A 26,338-nucleotide genomic window follows, 5' to 3' on the forward strand; every position below is an offset into this window, starting at 1 on the left:
TCAATTGAGATCCCCTACGGCGAGTGTTTGTTTCAGGTTGAGCGGCAGATAGGTAAATTGCAGCGCGCCCTGCACCACGCCGTCGAAGCGGTAACGCTCTTCGAGCGTGTCGCCGGGGCGCGCTACCACGTTGCGATCACCGGCTTGCAAGAAGTAGGCGGCCTTGCCTTCATCGACAAAGCGGCCGAGGAATTGAAAGGGCAGCGGTGGCGGTGCGTTCGCATCGACGGCGGCGACAGTCCGCGTGGCCTGCGCCGCCTGCTGGTCGAGCATGATTTTTTTCGGCGTTTCCGGTTGCCAGCTTTGCTTGGCGAACAGGGTGGCCGCCTCCTCGTCGTCGAGCGCACGACGTGGATGGATGGCCAGCGCGCGATCAGTTTGCGCAGCGGCGTTGGCTGCAGCGAGAGGCGCGACCGCCACACGCTCCACCTGTCGCGTGGTGGCCGTAGCCGGCCCCACGATGCTACCCTCGTCCTCGGGGGCGAAGAGGGCGGCCAGCAAAGTCGCCACGGCGGCGGCTCCCAGTACGGCTTTTTTCATGGGCGTACCTCCGCCTTCTTCACCAGCAGGATGAACTGGATGCGCGCATCGATCTCGCCCGCTTCGATCTGTTCGCGCTTGAAGAGCACGGAGTCGAGAGTCAGGGTGGGCAGCGCTTGCAGGGCATCGACGATAAAGGTTTGCAGCTGCGCGTATTCGGCCTTCACGGGCAGGGTGATCTGGTAGCGCAAAAAGGCCGTGTTGCCGTCTTCCTGCGGCTTGTAGTCGGCCTTGGCCAGAGTGACGCCGCTCTTTTGCGCCACCTCCAGCAATGCCTTCAACTGTTCGGGAATGCTGTCATGCGCGGGCAGGTAGGCGTGAAAGGCTGCCAGGCTGTCCGCATCGGCATCGAGCGTGACGGCCGCCGGCGGCAGCGCCGACTGTCTGGCCGCAGTGGCCAGTTTTGCCGTCAATTGCTGCTGGCGCGCGTCGAAGGCATCGCCCTGCTGCACGGCGAAAGCGGCCAGCGCAAGGCCGGCCGCGCCGATGGCGCAAGGCCAGCCCAGGGTGCGCCACAGCCGCTGCGCCTCCCATTGCAGGCGCGGGGGCAGGCGCAGTTGCTGGCGTGGACGGGCCACGGGTGTGCTGGTTTTCAACACAGGTTTTATTGCCGCCATTGCGCCTCCAGCTGAAAACGGTAGGGGTGTTCCGACGTGTTGGCGTTCATCTCGTGCTTGAGCAGATACACGGCGCTGAACATGGGTTGCTGGTTCAGGAAGGCCAGGTAGTTGAGCATGTCCTGCGGCGTTTCCGCCTCGGCGGCGATTTTCAGGACGCTGGCGCCATCCTGTCCCTGCTGCGCGTTCAGGTCCAGTCCCAGCAGGGCCACGTGCACGTCGCGCGGCGGCTGCACGGTCTTGACCAGGCGCGTGACGGGCAGGTTAAGCTGGCGCACGGCGGCAGCCACCTGTTTTAGTTCGAGGTCGCGTTCACGCTGCTGACTCGCCGAGAGGGGCGCACGCACGGGACGCGCGGGCTGCAGCTGCACCAGTTGCGCTTCCAGGCGCCGCGTTTCCTGCGCCTGCACCAGCCAGTACACGGCGGCCGGCAGCAGCATCAAGCCGCCCGCCAGGCACAGGGCCATGCGCCAGCCCTTGAAGGTCTGTTTTGCTCCGGGCGGCAGGAATTCCAGGCGGCTCAGGCCCATGCTGCCTCCCGCATCAGGTGGGCGGCGCCGGCCACGGGTATGGGCTGGAAGCGCCCCGGCAGGGCATGCTGCGGCACGCCGCTCAAGTCGAGCAGCGCCACGTGTTCGATGGCGTCCAGCTGCGGCGCGCGCAAGTTCCAGCGCCGCCACGCCCGATCCAGTTCCTCGCCCCAGGCGGCGCCGCAAGACTGGCTGTGCAAGGCCGTGATACGCCCGCTGCTGGTCGTTGCCAGCAGCAGCCGTCCCGCTTCCACCAGGGCGAAGGCGGCAGGTTTTCCGCCGGCGATGCTGCGCCAGGCCGGTCCGACAAGGGGTTCGATGGACAGGCAGCGCCGGCCATGTGCTGCCAGCGCCTCCTGCACGCCTTGCAGCAGAGCTGCATCGATGCCGCAGGCCAGGCGCGGCTTGCCATAAGGCGCGTCGTCGGTAGCCAGGCGCCAGGCGCGCGCGCCATCGCCGTACACGGCAGCGAACTGGCTATGCAAAAAGCGCTGCGCGCTGGCCCGGTCGAGCAAGGCGCCGCTCCACGGCACGATCAGCATGGCGCACCAGCGGCTGGCCAGGCTGACGGCGAGCGGCAGTTTTTTGCCGCCATCCTGTTCGAGCCAGCCGCGCAGGGCCGCCAGCGCCACTTCCCAGCTGGCGTCGGGGTTCAGGATCGGCAGGTGGAAGGCGCTGTCGGCCACGGGACGGCCGGCGCGGCGCAGCACGCCGTACAGTCCGTGCGGCGCCAGGTGCAGGCACAGGGTGGCGCGGGTAATACGTTCAATAAGTGACACGATTGAGCTCCGCTAAAGTGGTTTCGCCGCGTCGCACCAGGTCCAGGCCCGCTTCGCGCGCCAGGCGAAAACCGTTGCGCGCCGCTTCTTCCTTCATCTGGCTCAGGGGCGCACGCGTGCAAATCATTTCGCGCATCGCATCGCTGAGCATCAGCACTTCGGCAACTGCCTTGCGGCCCTTGTAGCCGGTGCCGCGGCAATGGCCGCAGCCCTTGCCGGCCATGAATTGCCAGTCCTGTACCTGGTGCAGGGCCAGGCCGCTGTCGCGCAATTGCTGCGCATCGGCCAGCACCTCGGCGCTGGCGTCGACGGCGCAATGGGCGCAATTGAGGCGCAGCAAGCGTTGCGCCACGATGCCGTTCAGGGCCGCCGCAAAGCTGTAGGCATCGACGCCCATGTGCAGGAAGCGGCCCACCACGTCGAACACATTATTCGCGTGCACGGTGGTAAATACCAGGTGGCCGGTGAGCGCCGCCTGCACGGCGATCTGCGCCGTCTCGTCGTCGCGGATTTCGCCGATCATGATCTTGTCGGGATCGTGGCGCAGGATGGAGCGCAGGCCGCGCGCAAACGTCAGCCCCTTCTTTTCGTTGACGGGTATCTGCAGCACGCGCGGCAAGCGGTATTCGACGGGGTCTTCGATGGTGACGATCTTGTCGCGCCCCGTATTGATTTCCGTGATGGCCGCGTACAGGGTGGTGGTCTTGCCCGAGCCCGTGGGTCCCGTCACCAGCAACATGCCGTGCGGCTTGGCGGCCAGGCGGCGTATCTGCTCGATGGCATCCTCGTTCAGGCCCAGGCTTTCCAGGCGCAGCGCTTGCGCCGCTTCCGTCAGCGCACGCCGGTCCAGCAGGCGCAGCACGGCATCTTCGCCAAAGATATTGGGCATGATGGAGACGCGAAAATCGATCTCCGCTCCTTTCACGCGCACCTTGAAGCGGCCATCTTGCGGGATGCGCCGTTCGGCGATGTCGAGGTCGGCCATGACCTTGATGCGCGAGATGATCTGTTCGGCCATCGCCAATCCCTGCACCTGGCCCGCCTGCACCAGCACGCCGTCGACGCGGTATTTGATGACCAGGCTGGCCACGTCGCATTCGAGGTGGATGTCGCTGGCCTGGAATTTCAGCGCGTCGTAGATGGTGGAGTTCACCAGTTTTACTACCGGGCTGCTGTCTTCGCTGATGCGGATCAGCGAGATGTCTTCGATGCTCTGGTCCAGTCCCGGCACATCATCACCGTGTTGCATCTCCTGCATCGCCTGTTGCACGCTTTCCTGCTGCAGCAAATAGGCGGCCAGGTCGTCCGGGTGGGCCAACGCCACCGTGAAGGGCGTGGACAGGGCGAAGTCGGCCCACTGCAGCAGGTCTTCGGCGAACGGGTTGCCGATGACGAGCACGGGCGGCGCGCCGGGGGCGCCCGGCTGCAGCAGCACGCAGTCGCGCTGGGCGCAATCCGTGTAGGGCAGCAGGGCAAAGGCGGGCAAGGCGGCTTGCAGCTCGGCCATCGTCCAGGCCGGGTAGCGGAACAGGGCGGCCAGCTGGCGCAAAAAGACTTCGGGTGGCAAGGCTGCCGTTTCCTGCAGCACGGCCATCTGCGGGCGGCCCTGTTCCAGCGCGCTGGCATGGGCGCGGCGCAGCATGGCCGCATCGAGCACGGTGCGCTCTTCGTCGCGTGCGTTCATGACATGAACTTCAAGATAAGCTCCCGGCCAGTTCAAAGATCGGCATGTACATCAGCACCACCACGCCGCCGATGACGACGCCGATGATGGTCATCAGCAGCGGTTCGAGCAGGCGCGACGCCCAGTCCACCCAGCGCGCGAATTCCTCGTCGTGGAACTTGGCCGAACGTTCCAGCATGTCGCCCAGGCGGCCCGTGTTCTCTCCCACTTTCAGCAGCGATTGCGCCACCGGCGTGGTCATGTTGGCGTGTTCCAGTGCGGTGGAAAACGGCATGCCTTCCTGTACCGCGCGGCGTGCCTGCGCCAGTTGCTCCTGCTGCGCCGGCAGCAGCATGGGACCGACCATGGCCAGCGCCTTGTGCAGCGGGATGCCCGCGTGCAGCAGCAAGCTCAGGGCGCGGTAGAAGCGGGCCAGGCGGAACTCCGCCGCCTTCCCGGCCAGCACGGGCAGGCGCAGCAGGCGCAAGACCAGGGCCTGGCGCGCGCCGGCATTGGCTATGCCAAAGACCACGGCGCCAACCGCGGCGGCCAGTGCGCCGGCGCACAGCAGCGGATGCGCGGCCAGGGTCTGGCCAAAGCCGAGCAGCATTTGCGACATCCACGGAATCTCGCGGCCCGAGCTTTCGTAGACGACGCTGAACTTCGGCACCACGTAACCGAGCAGGAACAGCGTTACCAGGCCGCCGACGACGAGCAGCATGCACGGGTAGATGGCAGCGGAGATGAGTTTTTTGCGGATGGCGTCGAATTGCAGCTGGTAGCCGACAAAGCGCGCCAGCGCCTCGGGCAGGTTGCCCGAGCGTTCGGCCGCATGCACGGTAGCGATGTAAATGTCGGGGAAAATGTCGGGGAAGCCGGCCAGGGTGTCGGAAAAGCTTAGCCCCTGCTGCAAGGTGAGCACGATGGCGGCCAGGGTGGCCTTGGCGCCCTGGCGCGTTTCCTTGTTGTGCAGGGTGGCCATGGCCTCGCCCAGGTTCAGGCCCGCTTCGAGCAGGGCCAGCAGCTCCTGGCTGAATTGCAGCAGGGGCAGGCCCTGTTTACCGGGACGTAGCGCGGCGCCCGCATCCTGCGCAGCGCCATCGTCGACGGCCAGCACGCGCCAGCCGCCGCGCACGGCCGCGCGGATCGCCTCGGCCTCGCTGGCGGCGTCGATGGCCAGCGCCTGGCTGCCCGCCGGACCCTGCACCTGGAGGTGGAACTGCATCGTCGGCTCAGGTGAGCAGGACGACAAAAACATACAGGGACAGAGACAGGCTGCTAGGGACGAAGGCGCGTGCGGTCAAAGTAGGCATCGGTCGGGAACAATCCAAAAAAAGTTCAATTCGTCGCGGGTACCGGCAGCAGCAAGATGCAATGAGTTGCCTCAGGGTAGACTGGAATTACCAAAAAATCAATCGTGCGGTGTTGCATGCGCGGGCAAGCCCTTGTAACGATGGCTTGCCCGCATGTTCAACCGCTTACTGGGTGACGAGGCTGACCTTGTCGATCACGAACGAGGTTTGCAGCGAGGCGTCCTCGGTCGCGGCAAACGAGATCTGCACGGTCTGACCCTTGTAGGCGATCAGGTTGAAGGTGCGGATCTGGTAGCCGGCCGCCTTGTTCACGTTCGAGTACGAGGCCAGAGTACCCAGCACCGTACCGGCGCTGTTCTTCACGGTGACGACCAGCTTGTCGTACACGGTATTGCCCGTTTCCGCCGTGTCGATATGCAGCGCGAAGGTCAAGCTGGCCGAGGTGGCGGCGGTCGGAATGGCCACGCTTTGCGTCAGCGATTCGCTGGCCGTGGCGCCATTGCCGCCCAGCCAGGCGTACTGCGTGCCTTCATACGCGGCTTGCCCCGTAAACGTGCCGATGGCGCCCGTGGTGCCGCTCCAACCCGTGGCACCCGCTTCAAAGCCGCCGTTCGTCACGCGTTCGGTGGCGCTGCTCGTGCCCACCGTCAGCGTGGCGTTGTTCGACGTGGCCGTCACGGCGGGCGAGGAGGCATCCGTTACCGTCGCCTTGAAGACGGCGCCGTTGTCGGCCGCCACGGTGGTGAAGCTGTAGGCTGGCGACGTGGCGCCGCTGATCACAGCGCCGTTGCGGTACCACTTGTAGGTGTACGGCGCCGTGCCGCCACCCGCGCCCACGGCGAACGAGGCGGTGGCGCCCGGTGCGACGGTGATGCTGGCCGGCTGGCTGGTGATCGTCACCGCGCCGCCCGTGGTCGATTCATCGACGTCGGCGCCCACGTTGATGGCCGCATACGCGCGCTTGACGGCCGTCGCCTCGGCGCTGCCCACGCCATACAGTTCTTCGGCGGCCAGCAGCACCTTGTTGCGCGCATCGGCGTAGTTGGTCGACGAAGTGAACTTGGTGGTGGCTGCCTTGAACCAGATGCGGTAGGCCTTGTCGCTGCCGATACCGGTCATGGCTAGCGGGCTTTTGTTCAGGTAGGAGCTGTAGTAGTCGCTGCTGGCGGTGGAGTTCGAACCTTGCGACAGGAAGTAGAACATGCGGTTGTTCGGGCCGCTGCTGTAGTGGACGTCGAGGTTCTTGATGGTGCTGCTCCATGCATTCGGGCTGCTGCCATCCTTGCTCGGCTTGTACAGCCAGCGCAGCGGCTGGCCATTCTTGGCGATTTCCTTACCCGTCATCCAATCGTTGCCCGTGTTGGGAATCGTGGTGCCGGTGCCGCCGGCGCGCGCATACGCTTCGACCATTTCGCCGGCGATGTCCGAGCTCGATTCATTCAAACCGCCCGACTCCTGCGAGTAGATCAGGCCCGAGGTGGCGTCCGTGATGCCGTGGCCCATTTCATGGCCGATCACGTCGATGGAACCGAGGTTGTTGAACGAGCTGCCGCCATCGCCGATGTACATGCACTTGCAGCTGCTATCGTAATAGGCGTTGTCGTAGGCCGTGTTGACGTGGGCGGCGATGTGGGTGGCCGTGTTGTTGCCGTCCAGGCTGGACCAGCCCAGCACATTCTTGTGCGTGTCGTAGGTGTTCATCAAGCCCCACATCGCGTTCACGGCCGCCGTCTGGCCGTTGGCATTGGTGGTGCTGCCGCCGTTGATGTATTGCTGGCCGTCGCCCCAGGTATTGCTGGTACTGCTGTACACGCTGCCCGAGGTGGTGCCGTGGTTGGCATTCGTGATGGCCATGCCGCCGAAGCTGCCGCCCGTGCCGCGGCTGGGGTCCTTCATGGTGTAGGTGCTGCCCGTGAGCGTGGTGTTGAGCGGGACCTGACCGTTGTACTGGCTGTTGCCGATGCCGGCGACGGTTTTCAGGGCTTTCCATTGACGCAGGATGCGGCCATCTTTGGCGCTGACGACGGTGTCATAGTAAACGGGCTTGTTACCGCTGATCATGCGCGTCTGCACCAGGTAGGCCAGCTCGTAGTGGTCGACCACGTCCTGTACGTCGAGGGCGTTCAGCGCGGCTTCCGACTTGTTCTCGGCGCCGGCCACGCGCACCGTTTTCATCACGGGGTAAATCAGCAGTTGCGCATGCGGCGGCACATGGTCGACGGCCGGCACGCCGATGCTTTTCACGGCGGCGGCGATGGCGGCGGCAGCGCTGACGGCCGGCGTGGTGTCGATATCGGTGGTGGCGCTGCGGGTGACGGCATTGACACCGCCGCTACCGAGGCCCGACGCGCGGTCCGACACGGATTCGCTGACGATGTCGCCGGCGCTGTTGCTGACCACCACCGTCTCGGAACCGAAGACGGGCAAGCCCTTGTAGGTGTGCTGTACGCGGCTCACGCGCGTGCCGCTGACGCCCGGATGCTGGGCGCCGACGGCAAAGCCATGTTCGGTATTCAGGCCCCGGCTGCGCGCCTGCGTGGCAAGCTTGTCGACCAAGCTGGCGTTCTCTTGTGGAGAGGCCAGGGTAACCGGGGCGGCCATCAGGGTGTGTGGCAGCGGCGTGGCGGCATCGGCAGTGGTGGCCATCAGCGGCAGGGCGGCGATGGATGCGGCAACTATCGTCAAACGTAAATTCATTTCTGCTCCATGGTATCGGTTAAGGAAATGGTGAATGAGCTGGCCGCGATGCCTGATGGCCACCCCGGCGTGCCTGGCGGCTGGCGGATAGTCTGCCGTTTTGTGGTGGCATGACGCCGGGTAGGGGGACACTAAACTTGTCGAGATCGCCATGTCAAAAAATTCAAGAAATGGGTCACTACGCGAATTTTTGTTAAGAATTGAACATTTATTGGCGCTGCATCATCGCAAAGTTTGATGTATCGCAAGCTGCAAATTTTGTTTTGGACCAGTCCCATCAATGACGTGTTCTGTTGGAAAAACACTGTTGCATTTTCTAAATATTGCGATCTACACTAGGTCTTCGCGTTGTCCCCAGTGGCGCACGCGAAAACAAAAAAAGCGCACGCGGCAATGACCGCGTCCAGATACAGCGCATCGGGAAAAAATCAGGAGTTTCACATGACATCAGTTCTATTTTCTGCTGTTGGTTTCAGCCATTTCCCCTCTGGAGCCGCATTCATGCTGCATCCGCCTTCCTAGCCGCCGCTATCCGGCTCCTCCCCCTGCGACGGGGGCTTTTCAGCGAGTCCGACCGCGCCGCCCGGCGTGGTCGCTGGCGCAGTGCATACTTTTTTTAGAAAGGGTTGCCGGCTACTGGTGCGTGCACCGGAATCACCGGCCCGAAGAACTATGCTTTCGATAGCGACCAAAGTGGAACAGATCGTGATGGAATCGGTGTTTCTCAGCGAGGGACTGGGCCGGGGCTTGCTCAACTTGTCGGAACTGGCGCGCCAGCTGCAGCCGCAATTGCAGACCGATTTGTGGAAGCCGGTGGGGCAAGCCGCCGTGGTGATGGCGCTGCGCCGCCTGGCCGAGAGGATGCCGCAGCAGAAAAACGGCGAGATCGTGCTGGCGCACCGCGCGGGCGAACTGTCCACGCGCAGCGAGCTGATGATTTTTACCTACCGCTATTCCGACCAGACGTATGCCTGCCAGCGTCAGTTGCTGGCGCTGGCCGCACCCCAGCGCGGCACGTTCATCACGGTGACACGCGGCGTCAACGAGGTGATGGTGATCTGCAGCCGCGAGCTGCATGCGCTGGTGGAAGAGGTTTTCGGCGACGAGCAGGAACTGGCGCGCCTGGAGCGGGTGACGGCCGTGACCTTGCACCTGGCGCCCGAAACCTGCTATACGCCTGGCGTGTATCACGCCATCCTGCGGCGCCTGGCGTGGGACCGCATCAACCTGATCAACATCATCTGCACTTATACGGAGTTGACCCTGCTGCTGGAAGCATCGCAGACGGGCGCCGCCTTTTCCGTGTTGTCGAAAATCGTCGCGCAATGAAAAGCGCCCCGCTGCAGCGATGCAGCGGGGCGCTGGCGGGACGGAAGCCGTCTATTTTTCCAGCTGCGTGCGCACGCGGGCAATCGCGGCGCGCACCTGGCGCGGCGCGGTGCCGCCCACGTGGTCACGCGCGGCGACGGAGCCTTCCAGGGTTAGCACCGCGAACACGTCTTCGCCCGTCAACGGGGAAAATGCGCGCAGCTGTTCCAAAGACAGGTCGGCCAGGTCGCAACCGGCATCGACGCAGGCGCGCACGGCCAGGGCCACCGCTTCATGCGCGTCACGGAACGGCAAGCCCTTCTTGACCAGGTAGTCTGCCAGGTCGGTCGCCGTGGCATAACCCTGCAGGGCTGCCGCACGCATCGCTTCCGGTTTCACTGTGATGCCGCCGGCCATGTCGGCAAAGATGCGCAGGGTGTCGATGACGGTGTCGACGGTATCGAACAGCGGTTCCTTGTCTTCCTGGTTATCCTTGTTGTAGGCCAGCGGCTGGCCTTTCATCAGGGTCAGTAAGCCAATCAGGTGGCCATACACGCGGCCTGTCTTGCCACGGGCCAGTTCCGGCACGTCCGGGTTTTTCTTTTGCGGCATGATCGACGAGCCGGTGCAGAAGCGGTCGGCGATGTCGATGAAGCCGATGCGTGGGCTCATCCAGATTACCAGTTCCTCGGCCATGCGCGACACGTGCATCATCAGCACGGCGGCAGCGGCACAAAATTCGATGGCGAAGTCACGGTCCGACACGGCGTCGAGCGAGTTGTGGCAGACGTCGTCGAAGCCCAGCGTCTTGGCCACGCGCAGGCGGTCGATGGGGAAGGTGGTGCCGGCCAGAGCGGCGGCGCCCAACGGCAGGCGGTTGACGCGCTTGCGGCAGTCGGCCATGCGCTCGGCATCGCGGCCGAACATTTCCACGTAGGCCAGCATGTGATGGCCGAAGGTGATCGGCTGGGCCACCTGCATGTGGGTAAAGCCCGGCATGATGGTGTCGGCATGCTGCTCGGCCAGGTCCGTCAGCGCGCTGCGGAACGTCGCCAGCAGGGCGGTGATGTCGTCGATGGCGGAACGCACGTACAGGCGGATGTCGGTGGCCACCTGGTCGTTGCGCGAACGGCCCGTGTGCAGGCGCTTGCCCGCATCGCCTACCAGTTCGGTCAGGCGCTTTTCAATATTCAGGTGGACATCTTCCAGGTCCAGCAGCCATTCGAACTGGCAGGCGGCGATTTCCTGCGAGATTTGCGCCATGCCGCGCTGGATTTCCGCGTAATCGGCCGGGCTGATGATGGCTTGCGCATGCAGCATTTCCGCATGGGCCAGCGAACCTTCGATGTCGAACAGCGCCAGGCGCTTGTCAAAAAAAACAGAAGCTGTGTAGCGCTTGACGAGGTCCGAGACCGGTTCGGAAAACCGGGCCGACCAGGCTTCGCCCTTTTTGGAGAATTGATCAGTCATGAAAGAAGTCCTTTAGTGTAGGGCGATTATAAACAAGGTTGGCCTGCGGTAGGGCTTTTGGGGGCTTGCAGGGCGCTGAAATGGCCAGGAGTGGGGCTGACACGCGTCAAATGCCACGGCGCGGGCGCTGTTGCGCGTTCCATCCGGGCTTTTTGTATTCTGTCCCGCAAATCGTGCGTTTTGTCGCAATCCGATGGCAGTCCAGCGGTGATCGGCCTACAGTTCAATCATCGCAGCACACAACCAGTCACTCAAAGGACACCATCATGAACATCGCTAAAAACATGGAAGCCATCTTCGTTGCCATTATCGCCATCGCCGCTGCTACCAGCCTGGCCACCGCCGCCGTGCCGAAGTTCCGCGCCGCGCCAGCAGCCATCGTTGCCAGCGCCGACCAGGCCACCATGCACACGGTGTATGTCAGCGCCAAGCGCCTGAGCGTCGAAGAAAAAGCTGCCCTGTAATCGATGACGGCAAGAGCAGCAGCAGTAGTAGCAGTAGCAGAAGCACGCAGCAGAATTATCGCGTCACAGGCAGTCAGGACGGGCGGCGCCCCCCGGTTCTCTCCAGCCCTGGTGACAGCAGCGCCAAAATCGCAGAGGATCGTGTTTTTCAACGACTGGCGGACCGGCACACCATGTCACACCTGAATACCCAAGATTTGCACGTCAGCACCGACAAGGCGGAACTCGACGTTCCAGCCATCCACCATTTTCTCAGTACGCAATCGACATGGGCCATCGGCATCCCGCCGGCCACCGTGCAGCGCGCGATCGACCATTCTCTCTGCGTGGGTGGCTATATCGACGACCGCCAGGTGGCATTCGCCCGCGTGGTCAGCGACTGCGCCACGTTTGCCTACCTGGTCGACGTGTACGTGCTGGCAGAGTACCGCGGCCGCGGCTACAGCAAGCGCTTGATGGCGGCCGTGATGGCGCATCCCGATCTGCAGGGCCTGCGTCGCTTCATGCTGGCCACCAGCACGGCGCATGATTTATATGCACGCTACGGCTTTACGGCCCCGTTCAGGCCAGGGACGCTGATGGAGCGGTATGTGCCGGACATCTACCAGCCTTGAATGGCTTACTGCCAGTGCATCAGGCAGGGGGGAATCAGCAGCAGCAGCGCCAGCACCAGGTAAATCAGCTGCAGCGGGATCATCCACTTGGCCCACGTAATCCACGGCACGCGCGCCAGTGCCAGCACGCCGACGGTGATGCCGGAAGTGGGGATCATCGGCGTGGTGAATTCGCCGAACTGGAAGGCAAGGATGGCGGTCTGGCGCGTCACGCCCACCAGATCGGCCAGCGGCGCCATGATGGGCATGGTCAGCGCGGCCTGGCCGCTGCCCGAGTGGATGAAGAAGTTGATCACCGACTGCATGAAGAACATCTTCTGCGCGGCGAAGACGGGACTCGACGACGCCACCAGGGGCGTGAGCGCATGCAGCATGGTGTCGATGATCTGCGCGTCGCGCGCCAGGATCATGGTGCCGCGCGCCAGCGCGATGACGAGTGCCACGCTGACCATGTCGCGCGCGCCCTGCACGAAAGACGCCACCAAACTGTCCATGTCGAGCCGGCCGACCAGGCCGACAACGATGGCCATCACCAGGAACAGGGCGGCGATTTCATCGATGAACCAGTCGTACTTGACGACGCCGACGACCATCGTCAGTAACGTCGCCATGAAAATCCACAGCACGGCGCGGTGCGTGCCGGTCATGCCGGCAAAGCTGTCCAGGTCCATCGAGTGCTCGCTGCGCTTTTCGATGTCGAGCAGATAGGTCGGGCTTTTTTCCGGATGGCGTTTGATGCGCGCCGCGTACCACATCAAAAACACGATACTGACCGCCGTGGCGATGGCCCACACGATCAGGCGGTAGCCGATGCCGGAAAAGATCGGCACGCCGGCGATACCCTGCGCGATGCCGACATTGAACGGGTTCAGGAAGGCGGCGGAAAAGCCCACCTGCGAGCCGATGAAGGGAATCGATACGCCCGTGATGGTGTCATAGCCCAGTGCCAGCGCCAGCGGCACGAAGATCAGGATGAAGGGAATCGCTTCCTCGTTCATGCCGAAAGTGGCGCCACCGAGCGAGAACATGGTGAAGAACACGGGGATGATGGCGGCGCGCACGAAGCGCGAACTGGTGTGCGCCTTGGCGATGGCCTTGATTAGCGAATCGAAGGCTTCGGTTTTCTGCAGCACGGCGAAGGCGCCGCCGACGATCAGCACGAAGCCGATAATCAGGCTGGCGTCGACGAAGCCCTTGATAGGCGCCATCATCAGGGCGGCGAGTCCCTGCGGCTTGTTGTCGACGTAGTGAAACGTTCCGGGGATGATCAGTTGCTTGCCGTTGACCAGCTGTGTATCGAATTTCCCGCCCGGTACCAGCCAGGTGGCAAGGGCAATCATGGCCAGGATGCCGCACAGCAGGACGAAGGTATTAGGGAGCTTGAATTTTCTCATGGCGTCATTGGCTCAGCAGACTGCCGCCGCGGAAGGCGATGGCGCCGGCGACCTTGCCGACGTTCATGCCGCGCAAGACGTGGCGGTGGGCGCTGCGCGCAAAAAAGACGCCGGCGACGGTGCAGCGCAAGGTTGTCGTCTCGCCGCTGACAGGGTCGATCAGGTCGGCTAACGCGTCGCCGGCGGCCAGCACGTCGCCCATTTCACGCAGGTAGACCAGTACGCCGTGATGCGGCGCGAGGATCGGTTCCACGCCTGCCAGCGGCGTCGGCTCGCATTGCGGTGCGGGCAGGTCGTCGCCGGCGCCGTCGATCTCCAGTACGCCCTCGATGGCGAGAAAACGCAGCAGGGCATTGGCGTCGCGTTCGGCCAGGGCGTAGCTCACTTCCACTTCGCCGCGCAACTCGACGGTGGTCGACAGGCAGGCGGCGGGAATCGGATAGCGTCCCTTGAAGTGCGCATCCAGATCCCACCACAATCGGCTGCAGGCTTCGTCGAACGGCTCTTCGCCGGCCGCCAGTTCCAGCAGCACGGCGCGCGCGCCCAGTAACGCGGACAGGGGCGCGATCTGCGCGGCCAGCGGCGTGCCTGTGTAAATGTGCAGGGCCGCCTCGTTATCGCAATGCAGGTCGAGCACGATGTCGGCGTCGATGGCCATGCCCAGCAAGGTTTTCTTCAATACCTCGGCATCCGTGCCCGGCCGCCAAGCGGCGACGGCGGCGCGCGCGTGCCGGCGTATCAGCGCCACGTTGGCTTGCGCATCCTGTCCCAACTGGCCATCGAGCGTGGTTTTCAGTTCATCGGCCACATGGCGGTAGGCGCGGTTGAAGTTGATGCCGGTGGTCAGATCGAAGCGGCCGAACGGCGCGCCATGGATGGCTTGTGCCAGGCCGATGGGATTGGCGGCCGGCACCAGGATGATTTCGCCATGCACCTTGCCCGCCGCTTCCAGCGCCAGCAGTTCGCGGCGCAAAAATTGCGACACCAGCATGCCTGGCACCTCGTCCGCATGCAGCGCCGCCTGAATGTAGACCTTCTTGCCACTGCGGCTATTGGCCGCCGCAGTGCCGAAGTGGAAGCTGCTCAACTGGCACACTACGCTGGCGTGCGCGGTGGAAATGGGATGCTGTTGTACTTGCATGGTGAATTCGCCCCAAAACGGGGCGCGGTTGATGGATTTCGGTCGATTATGTAGCAATATTTTCACGAAGTAAATCAATGAAAATCCTTTTACAAATATTTGTTGAGTTTTCTTTTTGATATGAGTAGAGTAAGTTCCAGCGACCCGATTTCGCCTTTTTTTCGTCATCCGCCATGCACAAGAACACAGGCCGCCAGTGATATGAAATCATCCGCCAGTCCTGCACGCAGCAGTCCCTACACGCCAGCGGCCACCGCCCTATCGTCGCCCGATGCCGCGTTCGCGCAATCGCCGCTGGGGCAGGCGCTGATGCACGTGCTGGCCGGCGGCTCGGCGTCGCAGCGGCAGATCGCCGATTACCTGCTGCGCAACCAGATGCGCGTGACGGCGCTGGGCATCGAGGAACTGGCTGACAGCTGCCAGGTATCGACGGCCACCATCAGCCGCTTCGCGCGCGACATCGGCCAGAAGAATTATTCGGCCATGCGCGGCGCCATGGCAGAAACCCTGCAATCGCTGTTGCAGCCAGTCGACAAATTGCGCCGCACGATACAGCGGCGTGCGCGCGCCACGTCGCCCATCACGGAAAGCCTGGAGTATGCGGCCGCGAACATAGCCGCCACATCCGATGCCCTGTCGCCGCACGCCATGCAGGCCGTGGTGCGCCGCCTGACGCGCGCCAAGGTGGTGTATGTGATGGGTTTTGGCCTGTCGGCCAACCTGGCCGGCATGCTGGTGCAGCATCTGCAGCCGTTTTGTCCGCATGTGGTGGAAGTGGTGGGCATCGGCGGCTCGGAAGTGGCGGCCGGCCATCTGGTCAACCTCACGGCGCACGACGTGCTGGTGGTGATCTCGTTCCCCCGTTACACGCTCGACTGCATCGGCCTGGCCAGCTTCGCGCGCGACCGCGGCGCCTGCATCGTGGCGCTCACCGATTCGCCCGCGTCCCCCCTGGCCGAACTGGCCGATCACGCGCTGTATGCGCAAAGCACGCATCCCGTCCTGCCCAGCAGCGCCAGCACGGCGCTGGCCATGATCGAGGCGCTGGCCGTGGCGCTGATGGTATCGAACAAGAAGAACGTTGAAAAAGCGGCCCGCCTGAGCGAAGTCATCGCCGCCTATCTGTACGGCGGCGAACATGGCGTGCAGGGAACCCGGAAAAGAGCAGTAAAGCAGCGCAAGGCAGTGCCGCAGTCATTATAAAAATCAGGGTTAACACCATCGGGGAGAGTTTGCATGCAAGCAGAAAAACAAGACGGCAGTTGCGTACTGCCACGCGAGTCGGTGCTGGCGCAAGGCGTGCGACTGGCGCTGGGCGCCCTGAGCGTGTCGGCGGCGCTGGGCATGCTGGCCAACGGCGCGCTGGCGCAGGAGCAGGGGCAGGAAGGCGAGCCTGCGCCGAAAAAAATGCAGCGCGTGGAAATCACGGGGTCGGCCATCAAGCGGCTGGAATCGGAGACGGCGCTGCCGGTGCAGATCATCACGCGCGCCGACATCGAAAAGGCGGGTGTGACGACGGCGGCCGAGCTGATGGCGCGTGTGTCTGCCAATGTAGGTGGCTTGACCGATGGCGCCAGCATCAACGTGGGCGGCGACCAGCGCGGCTTCAACAGCGCCAACTTGCGCGGCGTGGGCACGTCGTCCACGCTGGTGCTGCTGAATGGCCGGCGCATGGCGAACTTTGCCTCGCCCGGCGACGATGCCGGCGTGGACCTGAATAATATCCCTGCCGCCGCCCTGCAGCGCGTGGAAGTACTGCTCGACGGCGCCTCGGCCCTGTACGGCACGGATGCCATCGGCGGCGTCATCAATTTCATTACGCGCAAGGATTACCAGGGCGTGGAGCTGAACGCCTACGGCAGCCGCACCGATGAAGGGGGCGCCGGCAAGCGCACGGCCAGCATCACGGCCGGCACGGGCGACCTGGCCATGGATGGCTACAATATCTTTGCCGTGGTCGACATGCAAAAGACGGACCGCCTCAGCTCCTCGCAGCGCAAGTTTATTCCGAACCTGCAGATTCCGCAGCGCCTGGGGCATTTGCTGTCGAACTTTACCAGCCCGGCGAATATCCGCCTGTCCAGCGCCCAGCGCGCGCACTTGCAGGATAATGGCTTCCAGCTTAATGGCCAGCCGATCACCAACCGGCAGATCAATCTGTCGATCCCGAACTGCGCGCCGCCGGCCAACCTGTACCTGCCGGCGGGAACGGGCGGCGTCGATGCCTGTACCTACGATTACATGGGCGACACGGAGCTGTATCCGAAGACGGACAAGCAGAACCTGCTCACGCGCGGCGTGCTGAAGCTGGGTAACGACCATCAGCTATATGCGGAAGTGGCGTTGAGCCGCTCGCGCAGCTATTACGTGGGCTCGTCGGCGCGCGTGATCGGCTACCTCGATTACAGCAAGGTGCCGCAACTGGCCAATGCCGGCTTTGATACGGCGGTCGATGAAGATGGCGACCCGGTAGGGCGTGAACTGGAACTGCGCATGCGGCTGAACGAGGCGGGCATGCGCACCAGTCAGTTGACCAGTGAGAGCCAGCGCTTCGTGGTGGGCGCCAGCGGCACGCTCGCCGGCTGGGATTACGAGGTGGGCTTCAATCACAGCGTCAACGTCGTGAAGGACCGCGATACGCATGGTTATGTCCTGTACGACAAGCTATTGGAGGGCATCGCTTCCGGCGACATCAACCCGTTTGGCCCATCGGGCGCGAAGGGCAAGGCGCTGCTCGACAGCATCCAGGTCAATGACGAAGTACGGCATGCGCGCGGCACCATGGATACGCTCGACTTCAAGGCATCGCGCGCGCTGATGGCGTTGGGTGGCGGCGACATGGCGCTAGCTGTGGGCGGCGAAGTGCGCCGCGAACGCACCGAGTTCCGTCCATCGGCGTTGCTGATGAGCGACAACATCAACAATGATGCGGCGCCCGAAGGCGGCGTGGCCACCAGCGACAGCCGCAAGGTGCAAGCCATTTACAGTGAATTGCTGCTGCCATTTACCAAGCAGTGGCAGGCACAGTTGTCTGGCCGTTACGATCATTACCAGCAGGTAGGCGGCGCCCTCAGTCCGAAGATCGGGCTGACCTATATGCCCGGCAAGCAGGTGCTGCTGCGCGCCTCGGCCGGCAAGGGCTTTCGCGCGCCATCGATGTCGGATCTGCACCGGCCCACTGCCTATAGCAGTACGGCGACGCTACCGGATCCCGTGTATTGCGCGAGCGAGAACAATGATTACTCCGTCTGCGCCGATAATTGGGATACGCGCCGCTACAGCAACGACAAGCTGAAACCGGAGCGCAGCCGCCAGTTCACGGCCGGCCTGGTGCTTGAGCCCAGCCAGCACTGGACCTTCAGCTTTGATTACTGGAACATCAAGCGCACGGACCTGATCAGCGAGATCGGCGACGACATCATCCTTGGCAACCTCGCCAAGTACGGCAACCTCGTGCACCGCAACAAGGACAATGAAATCGACTATATCGAGCTGCGCAAGGAAAACCGCGGCGCGCAAAAAGCTGCGGGTATTGACCTGACGGCCGACCTGCATGGTGTGCAAACTGCCTGGGGACGCTTCGGCGGCCACTTGAGCGGCACCTATGTGCTCGATTCGAAAATCCAGACCAGCCCTGGCGACGTCTTTATCAGTAACCTGAATAAATTCGTCACGGACGGCGTGGTGCAGCGCTGGCGCCATACGATCACCCTTGACTGGGACAATGGCCCGTATTCGGCCAGCCTGTCGAACACCTATTCGAGCGGCTATGATGACCAGAATTCGGCCATCAACACGGACGATGGCAGTGTGGTCAAGCCGAACCGGGTGAAGGCGTATACGCTGTGGGACATGTCCGGCGCGTATGCCGTCAACAAGCAGTTCAAGCTGCGCGCGGGCATACAGAATCTGTTCAATACCAGTCCGCCGTACTCGAACCAGGCGTACTTTTTCCTCTCCGGCTATGATCCGACCTACACGGACCCGCGCGGCCGGCGTTTCTATGCCAGTGCCAATTACAGCTTCAAGTAAGCAGTTTTACATAGAAGCGTGGAGATACCGCAACAACGCTGTCATATGCAGCAAGTAGTATCGTAGTTCGATGCAGTTGGGTTGCAAGCAGCAGTTTTGGCAGCAAGGGCGCGCGCCTGTAGCAACAAGTGTGCGCCACTTTCCTTGTATTCGAAAGGCACCATGAAATCATCCGCAAGCCTGTATCACACCTTCCGCGCCGCGCTGCTGTTCGCGCTGGCATTGTGCAGCGTCCATGCCGTGGCGGCGCCTGGCGGCAGTGCCATCGGCAGCGCCCCGCAGGGCACCCTCGTCATCATTGGCGGCGGCCTGCGTGCCGACAATGCCGAAGTCTGGCAGCGCATCGTCAAGTTGTCGGGCGGGCCAGGCGCGCGCATCGCCGTGCTGGCATCGGCCGCGATGAACCCGGAAAAATCGGGAGAAAGCATCATCAAGAAGCTTAACCAATATGGCGCCGACGCCTTTTTCGTGCCGCTGGCCGTCAAGTTGCCCAATCGCGATTACCGCAAGGCAGCCGAAGACCCGGCCATCGTCACGCAGATCAAGTCGGCCAGCGGCATTTATTTTGCCGGCGGCGACCAGGGACGCATCACGCAAGCCTTGCTGCGCCCGGACGGCAGCCGCACGGCCGCGCTGGAAGCCATCTGGTCGGTCTATCGCAACGGCGGCGTGATCGCCGGTTCCAGCGCCGGTGCCGCCATCATGAGCACCACCATGTTCTACGACGCCAAACCCGTGCTCGACATGCTCAAGATGGGCGTGACGGACGGGCGCGAGATTGCGCCGGGGCTGGGCTTCATCGGCAGCGATGTCTTCGTGGACCAGCATCTGCTGGTGCGCGGGCGTTTTGCGCGCATGATTCCCGTGATGCTGAAAAAAGGCTATCACCTGGGGCTGGGCATCGATGAAAACAGCGCCATGGTGGTCGACGCCATGCGCGACGTGGAAGTCATCGGCTACAGCGGTGCCTTGCTGATCGACCTGTCGGGCGCCATCAGCGACCGTGGCGTGAAAAATTTTAATATCAGCAACGCCGCCATCAGCTATCTGGACCGGGGCGACAAATTCAACCTCGTCACGCGCGTGTTTACGCCGTCGCCGGACAAGGCCGACAACAAGCTCGATCCGAACCAGCCCGACATGCGCGAGCCTGTGTTTACCAACGATATTCTCGGCAATAACGCCGTGCTCGACCTGATGGGCAACCTGATCGACAACGCGCAGCAGGAAGCTATCGGCATCGCCTTCGGCAACCCGCGCGACCCGTATCCGGACCTGGGTTTCGAGTTCAGGTTCAGCAAGACCGTCAACAGCGTCGGCTACAGCTCGACCGAGGCGGAAGCGTATTCGGTGCTGAAGCTGCGCCTTGACATCCGCCCGATCCAGCTGCGCCAGCCTTTGTACCGCTACAAATAAGCGGTGCCGGCGCGCCGCCAGCGCGGCCACGCCGCGATCGTCAAGGCCCTGAGCAGCCACTCGACAGGGCCATACGCGTGACCGCGCAGCCACCATCGGCTCAGTGGTAGCTGCATGCAAAAGATGATGATGGCCAGCGCCAGGGCACCCAGCGGCGAGACGTTGCCCATCAAGCGTGCGCCATACGCGAGGAACAGCCAGGCGCAGATGGCCGACTGCAGCAGGTAGTTCGACAGGGCCATGCGGCCCGTGTCGGCCAGCATGGCAAACAGCGTGCCGTTGCGCAGGCGCTCGAACAGGGCCAGGGCCAGCGCCAGGTAAGCGCCCGCCAGCAGCGGCGCGGTCGCCAGGCCCACGGCCAGTCCCGCCACCTGCCATGCCTGGTTGTCAGCATACACGGAGGTCCATGCATAGATGGCGGCACCTGGCACCCCCGCCAACGCGCCGGCCCGCAGCAGGCGGCGCCGCAGCGGCAGATAAGCGCTTGCGTGCAGCAGCATCTCGCGCTTGCCGGCGGCCAGGCCGCACAGGAACATGGCCAGCGCGCACGGCGCCTGCACCAGCAGCAGCACGATCCAGATTTCATTCAGTTCGCGCAAGTGCTGGGCGATGACGGTGGCCGGCGTGGCACGGTAGGCGGCCAGCGCGGTCGCCGCCTTTTGCGCCATGGTCACGGCTTGCTGGGCGGCGTCGCCCGCCGGTTGCAGGCTTTGTAGCCAGGCCATCCATCCCCAGAACCCCGCGCAGACGGTGACGAGAATCAAGGCCAGGGACAGTGCCTGGCGTTCGCCGCAGCGGTGCAGCGCCAGCAGTACGATGCCCAGCACGGCGTAGGTGGTGAGTATGTCGCCATGAAACAGGAACACGGCATGCAGGGCGCCGATCAGCCACAGGCCTGCTTGCCGGCGCAGCATCCGCGGCACGAACGGTGCATTGGCACGCGCTGCCGCCTGCATCTGCAAGGTGAAGCTATAACCAAACAGGAAGGAAAACAGCAGGTAGAACTTGGTCTCGAACAGCAGCGCGACGAGAAAATGCGTGGCGCGATCCACGCTGCCGTGAAAGGCCGGATCGGTCATGCCCAGGCCAAACCAGGGTGTGGCGAAGGCGCCGATATTGACGACCAAAATGCCGAATAGGGCGCAGCCGCGCAGGGCGTCGACGTCGGCGATGCGCGCGGGCTTGGTTTTCATGGAGGCGCTCATGGCAGGGCCGGGCGCAGGAAGCGCGCCAGCAGCTGGTGCAGGCTGGCGCGCTGCGCCAGCGGCGTGTAATCGGGATCGACGGCGACCCGGTTGAAGATGCCGTCGATTAGCGCGGCGAGCCAGCTGGCCGTTTGCGCGGGGTCCAGCGCGGCGTCGATTTGGCTCCGCGCGGCCGCCTCTTCCAGCAAGGTTTGCAGGCCGCCGCGCAGGCAGGCGTCATTGCGCGCCACCCTGACCGCGATATCCATGTCGCGCATCGCCTCGGCCGCTATTTCCAAAGTTAGTCCCGCAAAGTCCGCGTCGGCCGCCAGCGCCAGCACCAGGTCCATGAAGTCGAGCAGGGCGCCGTACGCATCGGCGCTGTCTTGCGCGCCGGCGAAATAGGCGGCCGTCTCGCCGCCTTCCTGGTCGACGATGGCGGCGATGATGGCTTGCTTGGTGGGGAAGTAATGAAACAGGTTACCGGGACTCATGCCCGCTTGCGCACAGATGGCGGCGGTGCTGGTCTGGTGAAAGCCCTTGCGGGCAAAGCAGTGGCGCGCCGCCGCGAGAATGGCGGCGCGGCGGGCCGCGTGTTTGTCGGGATCGATGGTGCGCATACATTCCTTATTAATTAATCGATTAGTCAGTTTAATATAGGGCAAGCTGTTTCCGAGGTCAAGCGTGCAGGCTGAAAACGCGTGCTTTGCATGCCCGCTTCCTGTCGCTACAATGTGCCGCAGCGGTTTTTTCCGCGCTTGCCGACAGGCCCGCTGATTGTTTGGAAAACCGTTCCCTCCACCTGTTTTTCTACCGTTTTAGGAATGACATGCAGCAGACCCCGACTCGATCCTTCCTCTGCGCGCTGGCGCTGGCCGCCGGCTTGCTCCCTGCCGCGCACGCGGATAATGCGTCGCAGCCAGCCACCATGCGCCTCGATTACCAGCACAGCGGCAATGCGCTGGGCGAACATTATGCGGTTGAGCGCGTGCTGGTCGAGCCCTTGCCGTGGCCGGGCAATCTGGCACGCCCCATCGACGACAGCAACCGTGGCAACAACCTGCTGGAAGTGGTCGATATCAAGTCGGGCAAGGTGCTGTATTCGCGCGGTTTTTCCACCATCTTCGGCGAGTGGGCCAGCACCGATGAAGCGAAAACCACCACGCGCGCCTTCCAGGAATCCGTGCGCTTCCCGCAGCCCGAGCAGCCCGTGCGCGTGCGCATCCTCAAGCGTGACGAGCGCGGTCTGTTTTCCGTTGTGTGGAGTACCGATGTTGATCCTGCCGCGCAGGATGTGATCCGCAAGCAGCCGCCGGCGCCCGTCAAGCCGATACCTATCCGTGTCGAAGGCCCCTCGTCCGAGAAGGTCGACCTGCTGATCATGGGCGACGGCTATACGGCGGCCGACATGGGCAAGTTCGAAGCGACGGCGCGGAAATTGGCCGAGCACCTGTTTACAGTCTCGCCATTTCGCGAACGGGCCAAGGACTTCAATGTGTGGGCCATGGCAGCGCCGACGCAGGAATCGGGCGTATCGCGTCCATCGACGGGCGTGCATCACGCCTCGCCGCTGGGCACGCGCTACGACATATTCGGCAGCGAGCGCTACGTGCTGACGACGGACAACCGCGCCCTGCGCGACCTGGCGCAGTATGCGCCGTATGAATTCATTGAAATCCTCGTCAACAACGACACCTACGGCGGCGGCGGCATCTTCGGCCAGTTCAGCACGGCCGCAGCGAATAACGACTGGGCCAATTACCTGTTCGTGCATGAATTCGGCCACCATTTCGCCGGCCTGGCCGACGAGTACTACACCTCGCCCGTGGCCTATCAGTCGAATGGCGAGCGGCAGGAACCGTGGGAGCCGAACGCCACGGCGCTGCGCGATCCGGCCAGGCTGAAATGGCAGAACCACGTCAAAGCCGGCACGCCACTGCCGACGCCGTGGCCGAAGGAAGCGTACGACAGCCATGCGCGCGAATACCAGAAGCAGCGCGCCGCCCTGCGCGCGGCCAACCGCCCGGAAAGCGAGATGAGCGACTTGTTCAAGGCCGACCTGGCGTACACCCAGCAGCTGTTCTCCAAGGCGCCGCAGCGGCATGCCGTTGGCGCCTTCGAGGGCGCCAACTATGAGTCGTCCGGCTACTACCGGCCCGAGATGCAATGCATCATGTTCGACCGCAGCGAGACGTTTTGCTCCGTATGCCAAGATGGCATCAGTACCATCATCGACCTGTATTCGCGTCCCGCCACGGCGCCGCGCAAATAAGGCCGGTTAGCGCAGTTTCGTAAGGCATGGCGGCCATGTTGCAATGCAATAGCATGGCCCTCATTCTGTCTCTCCCCACCATCCGCCGTCCGCCACCTCCCAACGATTATTGTTTTTAATTCAATAACTATCGCCGCTGGTAAAGTCCATTTTCTCCCCGTCAGCCCAGAAGAATTGTCAAATATGCATGCTCGCACGCTTGCTTGAAAAATATTTCATTTAGATAATATTGAGGTAGAATTTGATCTACATCAATGCTGCATTGCCGCAATCGCACTTATAGTTGACCTAGCTCAAAGCGTCATGGAATGCGGATCGGGCTCATCACGAATCACGCGTCTAAATGCTGTAGAGTAATTTCGCCCCGTACCAGTTCCCCGAGAATGCACTGGTGCAGGCCTCGAATTTCAGTGACGGAAGCCCGATTCATGAAGATGCAGATCCCCGCGCCTGGCGCGTGCAGTACCTTACACCCCCACACTCCCATTGCCTTGCCGTATGCGCGCGCCGGTGGCGTCACCCTGGCCATGTGCGCTGCCGCCATGCGCGCCGGCGCGGTGCGATGCGTGCATGCGGCCACGCCGTGGCCCGCCCTGCGTCCAGTCCAGGCATGACGGCCGACTTGCGCCAGCACTTGCCTTTGCAGGGCAAGCGGGGCCTGGTGGTGGGCATCGCCAACACGCAAAGCATCGCCTGGGGCTGCGCCAGCGCATTGCGCGCGGCCGGCGCCGAACTCGCCGTGACCTGGCTCAATGACAAGGCGCGTCCACACGTGGAGCCGCTGGCGTTGCGACTGTCGGCGGCCATCATGGCGCCGCTCGACGTGGCCGTGCCGGGCCAGCTCGAAGCGCTGTTCGCGCAGATCGAGCGTCAGTGGGGGCGGCTCGACTTCCTCGTCCATTCCATCGCCTACGCGCCGAAGCAGGACTTGCATGGCCGCGTCACGGACAGTTCGGCTGACGGTTTTGCGCAGGCGATGGATATTTCCTGCCACTCCTTCATGCGCATGGCGAAGCTGGCCGAACCCCTGATGCCGGACGGCGGCAGCCTGATGACCATGAGTTATCTGGGTGCGGAGGAAGTCATCGCCGACTATGGCCTGATGGGCCCTGTGAAGGCGGCGCTGGAAGCATCGGTGCGCTATCTGGCTGCGGAACTGGGCCCACAGGGCATCCGCGTCAATGCCATCTCGCCGGGGCCTCTGGAGACGCGGGCCGCTTCCGGCATTGCCCATTTCGACCGCCTGATGGCCGACGCCATCGAACGTTCGCCCATGCGGCGCCTGGCCACCATCGAGGACGTGGGCGCGCTGTGCGCCTTCCTCGCCGGTGACGGCGCGTGCGCCATCACGGGTGGCACCTTATATGTCGATGGCGGCTACAACATTCTGAATTGACTGGAAGAAGATGATCATGCCTGTTCCCGCTTTATCTGCGTGCGCCAGGATGGCCGCGCTGGCCACTGCACTGGCCACCACGCTGGCCGCCACGCTGGCCCTGGCCGGCTGCGCCTCGATGGCGCCGCCGTACGCGCCACCGCCGCTACCGGTGGCGGCGCAGTATCCGGAAGCCGATCCCGCTGGCGCGCACGCTGCGGACATCGCCTGGCAAGCCTACTTTGCCGACGCGCGCCTGCAGGCGCTGATTGCGCAGGCGCTGGCCAGCAACCGCGATATCCGTATCGCCGCCCTGCGCGTGGAAGAGGCGCGCGCCGCGTATGGCATCCAGCGCGCCGAACAATTTCCCACCATCGCACTGGGCGCCTCCGGCAGCCGCGCGCGCGTGCCCGGTGACCTGAGCGTGACGGGGCGCCCCATGACGAGCGCGCAGTACCAAACGGGTTTGAACGTAAGTGCCTGGGAGCTCGATTTCTGGGGCCGGGTGCGCAGCCTGAAGGACAGCGCGCTGCAAACCCTGCTGGCCAGCGACGAGGCGCGCCGCGCCGTCGGCGTGGCCCTGGTGGCGCAGGTGGCCAATGGCTATCTGGGCTTGCGCGAACTCGATGAACGGGTGGCGCTGGCGCGCGCCACGGTCGACAGCCGCGCCGAATCGCTGCGCATCTTCACGCGCCGCTTCGAGGTGGGTTCGATTTCCAAGCTGGACCTGACGCAGGTGGAAACCCTGCTCAGCCAGGCCTTGTCGCTGTCGGCGCAGTTGGAGCAGGCGCGCGCCGCGCAGGCGCACGCGCTGGCCCAACTGGTGGGCGGCCCGGTCGACCTGACGCCGGTGGCTGGTGAGGTGCGCCGCTTCGACGACGCCAGCGTGCTGCAGCCGCTGCATGCGGGCTTACCATCGGCCTTGCTGGCGCAGCGCCCCGACCTGGTGGCGGCCGAGCATCAACTGCGCGCCGCGCAAGCCAATATCGGCGCCGCGCGCGCCGCCTTCTTTCCCACGATTTCACTGACGGCCGCCTACGGCACGGCCAGCGCGGAATTGAGCGGCCTGTTCGATTCTAGCAGCGGCGCCTGGAATTTTGCGCCGCGCCTGGTGCTGCCGATCTTCGACGCGGGACGCATCCGCGCCAATATGGACTTGGCCGAGGTGCGCCGCGAGGTGGCCGTGGCGAATTATGAAAAGAGCGTGCAGGGCGCGTTCCGCGAAGTGGCCGACGCGCTGTCGAACCGGCGCTGGCTGGCGCTGCAAGTCGACATCGGCAAGACCACCCTGGCCGCGCAGAGCGAACGCGCGCGCTTGGCCAAACTGCGCTACGACAATGGCGCCGCGCCCTACCTGGAAGTGCTCGATGCACAGCGCGACCTGCTGACGGTGGAGCAGCAACTGGTGCAGACGCGCCGCGCGCTGCTCTCCAGCCAGGTCAGCCTGTATGCGGCGCTGGGCGGCGGCGTACTTGCCAACACCTCCGCCACTTCCACCGCCGCTTCCACCCATTAATTTGATCGCCCCG

22 protein-coding genes are annotated in these 26,338 nt (G+C 63.8%); 10 read left to right on the forward strand and 12 right to left on the reverse strand.

The features are described 5' to 3' along the window. From ACQ4W7_RS14280 to ACQ4W7_RS14310, 7 genes are all read right to left on the reverse strand, one after another. The gene (locus tag ACQ4W7_RS14280) at window positions 1-540 is read right to left on the reverse strand and encodes a hypothetical protein (RefSeq protein ID WP_426071963.1); all 540 of its coding nucleotides are present in this window, start codon (window positions 538-540) and stop codon (window positions 1-3) included. Then, window positions 537-1,157, reverse strand: coding sequence for a type 4a pilus biogenesis protein PilO (locus tag ACQ4W7_RS14285; RefSeq protein WP_436531267.1), 621 nt, complete (start codon window positions 1,155-1,157; stop codon window positions 537-539). Before ACQ4W7_RS14285 ends, ACQ4W7_RS14280 begins: the two co-directional genes overlap by 4 nt. Then, window positions 1,145-1,687, reverse strand: a complete 543-nt coding sequence (locus ACQ4W7_RS14290; RefSeq protein ID WP_436531269.1) for a hypothetical protein — start codon at window positions 1,685-1,687, stop codon at window positions 1,145-1,147. The genes ACQ4W7_RS14285 and ACQ4W7_RS14290 overlap by 13 nt, the downstream gene beginning before the upstream one ends. Continuing rightward, complete coding sequence (locus tag ACQ4W7_RS14295) at window positions 1,678-2,466, reverse strand: hypothetical protein (RefSeq protein WP_436531271.1); 789 nt, start codon at window positions 2,464-2,466, stop codon at window positions 1,678-1,680. Before ACQ4W7_RS14295 ends, ACQ4W7_RS14290 begins: the two co-directional genes overlap by 10 nt. After that, window positions 2,453-4,150 (reverse strand): GspE/PulE family protein, encoded by a 1,698-nt coding sequence (locus tag ACQ4W7_RS14300; RefSeq protein WP_436531273.1) that lies wholly within the window; start codon window positions 4,148-4,150, stop codon window positions 2,453-2,455. Before ACQ4W7_RS14300 ends, ACQ4W7_RS14295 begins: the two co-directional genes overlap by 14 nt. Before the next feature lie 10 nt (window positions 4,151-4,160). After that, window positions 4,161-5,354 carry a type II secretion system F family protein gene (locus tag ACQ4W7_RS14305; protein ID WP_436531275.1) on the reverse strand — a complete coding sequence of 398 codons (1,194 nt, stop codon included), beginning with the start codon at window positions 5,352-5,354 and terminating at the stop codon, window positions 4,161-4,163. Between the two features lie 253 nt (window positions 5,355-5,607). Beyond that, window positions 5,608-8,139 carry a M4 family metallopeptidase gene (locus ACQ4W7_RS14310; protein WP_436531278.1) on the reverse strand — a complete coding sequence of 844 codons (2,532 nt, stop codon included), beginning with the start codon at window positions 8,137-8,139 and terminating at the stop codon, window positions 5,608-5,610. Between the two features lie 672 nt (window positions 8,140-8,811). Here ACQ4W7_RS14310 and ACQ4W7_RS14315 point away from each other — a divergent pair. Beyond that, the gene (locus ACQ4W7_RS14315; RefSeq protein ID WP_436531280.1) at window positions 8,812-9,468 is read left to right on the forward strand and encodes a hypothetical protein; all 657 of its coding nucleotides are present in this window, start codon (window positions 8,812-8,814) and stop codon (window positions 9,466-9,468) included. Between the two features lie 51 nt (window positions 9,469-9,519). On the opposite strand, the gene argH is transcribed toward ACQ4W7_RS14315, so the two are convergent. After that, entirely contained in the window at window positions 9,520-10,917 is a 1,398-nt protein-coding gene (gene argH / locus ACQ4W7_RS14320) for an argininosuccinate lyase (RefSeq protein WP_436531282.1), read from the reverse strand. Between the two features lie 266 nt (window positions 10,918-11,183). On the opposite strand from argH, the gene ACQ4W7_RS14325 reads away from it, so the two are divergent. Both ACQ4W7_RS14325 and ACQ4W7_RS14330 read left to right on the forward strand, forming a co-directional pair. Then, the gene (locus ACQ4W7_RS14325; RefSeq protein ID WP_426071972.1) at window positions 11,184-11,381 is read left to right on the forward strand and encodes a hypothetical protein; all 198 of its coding nucleotides are present in this window, start codon (window positions 11,184-11,186) and stop codon (window positions 11,379-11,381) included. Window positions 11,382-11,554: 173 nt separating this feature from the next. Further along, window positions 11,555-11,995: a GNAT family N-acetyltransferase gene (locus ACQ4W7_RS14330; RefSeq protein ID WP_436531284.1), complete on the forward strand. Its 441-nt coding sequence runs from the start codon at window positions 11,555-11,557 to the stop codon at window positions 11,993-11,995. A gap of 5 nt (window positions 11,996-12,000) precedes the next feature. On the opposite strand, the gene ACQ4W7_RS14335 is transcribed toward ACQ4W7_RS14330, so the two are convergent. Together ACQ4W7_RS14335 and ACQ4W7_RS14340 are read right to left on the reverse strand one after the other, a co-directional pair. Beyond that, the gene (locus ACQ4W7_RS14335) at window positions 12,001-13,389 is read right to left on the reverse strand and encodes a YfcC family protein (RefSeq protein WP_426071974.1); all 1,389 of its coding nucleotides are present in this window, start codon (window positions 13,387-13,389) and stop codon (window positions 12,001-12,003) included. Between the two features lie 4 nt (window positions 13,390-13,393). Next, window positions 13,394-14,530 carry a succinylglutamate desuccinylase/aspartoacylase family protein gene (locus ACQ4W7_RS14340; RefSeq protein WP_436531287.1) on the reverse strand — a complete coding sequence of 379 codons (1,137 nt, stop codon included), beginning with the start codon at window positions 14,528-14,530 and terminating at the stop codon, window positions 13,394-13,396. Window positions 14,531-14,731: 201 nt separating this feature from the next. Between ACQ4W7_RS14340 and ACQ4W7_RS14345 the strand changes: the two genes are divergently transcribed. The 3 genes from ACQ4W7_RS14345 to ACQ4W7_RS14355 all read left to right on the forward strand — a co-directional run bounded on the left by ACQ4W7_RS14345 (window position 14,732) and on the right by ACQ4W7_RS14355 (window position 19,978). After that, window positions 14,732-15,733 (forward strand): MurR/RpiR family transcriptional regulator, encoded by a 1,002-nt coding sequence (locus ACQ4W7_RS14345; RefSeq protein ID WP_436531289.1) that lies wholly within the window; start codon window positions 14,732-14,734, stop codon window positions 15,731-15,733. 33 nt (window positions 15,734-15,766) lie between these two features. Further along, entirely contained in the window at window positions 15,767-18,562 is a 2,796-nt protein-coding gene (locus ACQ4W7_RS14350; protein WP_436531291.1) for a TonB-dependent receptor, read from the forward strand. Window positions 18,563-18,724: 162 nt separating this feature from the next. After that, window positions 18,725-19,978, forward strand: a complete 1,254-nt coding sequence (locus ACQ4W7_RS14355; RefSeq protein WP_034780338.1) for a cyanophycinase — start codon at window positions 18,725-18,727, stop codon at window positions 19,976-19,978. On the opposite strand, the gene ACQ4W7_RS14360 is transcribed toward ACQ4W7_RS14355, so the two are convergent. Together ACQ4W7_RS14360 and ACQ4W7_RS14365 are read right to left on the reverse strand one after the other, a co-directional pair. After that, window positions 19,969-21,171 carry a DUF418 domain-containing protein gene (locus ACQ4W7_RS14360; RefSeq protein WP_436531294.1) on the reverse strand — a complete coding sequence of 401 codons (1,203 nt, stop codon included), beginning with the start codon at window positions 21,169-21,171 and terminating at the stop codon, window positions 19,969-19,971. The genes ACQ4W7_RS14355 and ACQ4W7_RS14360 overlap by 10 nt on opposite strands. 8 nt (window positions 21,172-21,179) lie before the next feature. Further along, window positions 21,180-21,782 (reverse strand): TetR/AcrR family transcriptional regulator, encoded by a 603-nt coding sequence (locus ACQ4W7_RS14365; protein ID WP_436531296.1) that lies wholly within the window; start codon window positions 21,780-21,782, stop codon window positions 21,180-21,182. Between the two features lie 209 nt (window positions 21,783-21,991). On the opposite strand from ACQ4W7_RS14365, the gene ACQ4W7_RS14370 reads away from it, so the two are divergent. The 4 genes from ACQ4W7_RS14370 to ACQ4W7_RS14385 all read left to right on the forward strand — a co-directional run bounded on the left by ACQ4W7_RS14370 (window position 21,992) and on the right by ACQ4W7_RS14385 (window position 26,325). Continuing rightward, entirely contained in the window at window positions 21,992-23,434 is a 1,443-nt protein-coding gene (locus ACQ4W7_RS14370; protein WP_436531298.1) for an IgA Peptidase M64, read from the forward strand. Between the two features lie 428 nt (window positions 23,435-23,862). Continuing rightward, on the forward strand, window positions 23,863-24,048 hold the full coding sequence (locus tag ACQ4W7_RS14375; protein WP_426071981.1) for a hypothetical protein: 186 nt from the start codon (window positions 23,863-23,865) through the stop codon (window positions 24,046-24,048). Next, complete coding sequence (fabI, locus tag ACQ4W7_RS14380; RefSeq protein ID WP_426071982.1) at window positions 24,045-24,830, forward strand: enoyl-ACP reductase FabI; 786 nt, start codon at window positions 24,045-24,047, stop codon at window positions 24,828-24,830. The genes ACQ4W7_RS14375 and fabI overlap by 4 nt, the downstream gene beginning before the upstream one ends. A gap of 10 nt (window positions 24,831-24,840) precedes the next feature. After that, window positions 24,841-26,325: an efflux transporter outer membrane subunit gene (locus ACQ4W7_RS14385; protein ID WP_436531300.1), complete on the forward strand. Its 1,485-nt coding sequence runs from the start codon at window positions 24,841-24,843 to the stop codon at window positions 26,323-26,325. The last annotated feature ends 13 nt before the right edge of the window (window positions 26,326-26,338 follow it).

It is taken from the genome of Janthinobacterium algoris, assembly GCF_051380935.1.
Taxonomy (GTDB): domain Bacteria; phylum Pseudomonadota; class Gammaproteobacteria; order Burkholderiales; family Burkholderiaceae_D; genus Janthinobacterium.

Coding starts and splice junctions, on each gene's coding strand:
- ACQ4W7_RS14365 (WP_436531296.1), bottom strand. CDS start 21,782: ATGCGCACCATCGATCCCGACAAACACGCGGCCCGCCGCGCCGCCATT.
- ACQ4W7_RS14300 (WP_436531273.1), bottom strand. CDS start 4,150: ATGAACGCACGCGACGAAGAGCGCACCGTGCTCGATGCGGCCATGCTG.
- ACQ4W7_RS14355 (WP_034780338.1), top strand. CDS start 18,725: ATGAAATCATCCGCAAGCCTGTATCACACCTTCCGCGCCGCGCTGCTG.
- ACQ4W7_RS14385 (WP_436531300.1), top strand. CDS start 24,841: ATGATCATGCCTGTTCCCGCTTTATCTGCGTGCGCCAGGATGGCCGCG.
- ACQ4W7_RS14290 (WP_436531269.1), bottom strand. CDS start 1,687: ATGGGCCTGAGCCGCCTGGAATTCCTGCCGCCCGGAGCAAAACAGACC.
- ACQ4W7_RS14350 (WP_436531291.1), top strand. CDS start 15,767: ATGCAAGCAGAAAAACAAGACGGCAGTTGCGTACTGCCACGCGAGTCG.
- ACQ4W7_RS14345 (WP_436531289.1), top strand. CDS start 14,732: ATGAAATCATCCGCCAGTCCTGCACGCAGCAGTCCCTACACGCCAGCG.
- fabI (WP_426071982.1), top strand. CDS start 24,045: ATGACGGCCGACTTGCGCCAGCACTTGCCTTTGCAGGGCAAGCGGGGC.
- ACQ4W7_RS14305 (WP_436531275.1), bottom strand. CDS start 5,354: ATGCAGTTCCACCTCCAGGTGCAGGGTCCGGCGGGCAGCCAGGCGCTG.
- argH (WP_436531282.1), bottom strand. CDS start 10,917: ATGACTGATCAATTCTCCAAAAAGGGCGAAGCCTGGTCGGCCCGGTTT.
- ACQ4W7_RS14315 (WP_436531280.1), top strand. CDS start 8,812: ATGCTTTCGATAGCGACCAAAGTGGAACAGATCGTGATGGAATCGGTG.
- ACQ4W7_RS14310 (WP_436531278.1), bottom strand. CDS start 8,139: ATGAATTTACGTTTGACGATAGTTGCCGCATCCATCGCCGCCCTGCCG.
- ACQ4W7_RS14375 (WP_426071981.1), top strand. CDS start 23,863: ATGAAGATGCAGATCCCCGCGCCTGGCGCGTGCAGTACCTTACACCCC.
- ACQ4W7_RS14285 (WP_436531267.1), bottom strand. CDS start 1,157: ATGGCGGCAATAAAACCTGTGTTGAAAACCAGCACACCCGTGGCCCGT.
- ACQ4W7_RS14360 (WP_436531294.1), bottom strand. CDS start 21,171: ATGAAAACCAAGCCCGCGCGCATCGCCGACGTCGACGCCCTGCGCGGC.
- ACQ4W7_RS14280 (WP_426071963.1), bottom strand. CDS start 540: ATGAAAAAAGCCGTACTGGGAGCCGCCGCCGTGGCGACTTTGCTGGCC.
- ACQ4W7_RS14335 (WP_426071974.1), bottom strand. CDS start 13,389: ATGAGAAAATTCAAGCTCCCTAATACCTTCGTCCTGCTGTGCGGCATC.
- ACQ4W7_RS14325 (WP_426071972.1), top strand. CDS start 11,184: ATGAACATCGCTAAAAACATGGAAGCCATCTTCGTTGCCATTATCGCC.
- ACQ4W7_RS14370 (WP_436531298.1), top strand. CDS start 21,992: ATGCAGCAGACCCCGACTCGATCCTTCCTCTGCGCGCTGGCGCTGGCC.
- ACQ4W7_RS14330 (WP_436531284.1), top strand. CDS start 11,555: ATGTCACACCTGAATACCCAAGATTTGCACGTCAGCACCGACAAGGCG.
- ACQ4W7_RS14340 (WP_436531287.1), bottom strand. CDS start 14,530: ATGCAAGTACAACAGCATCCCATTTCCACCGCGCACGCCAGCGTAGTG.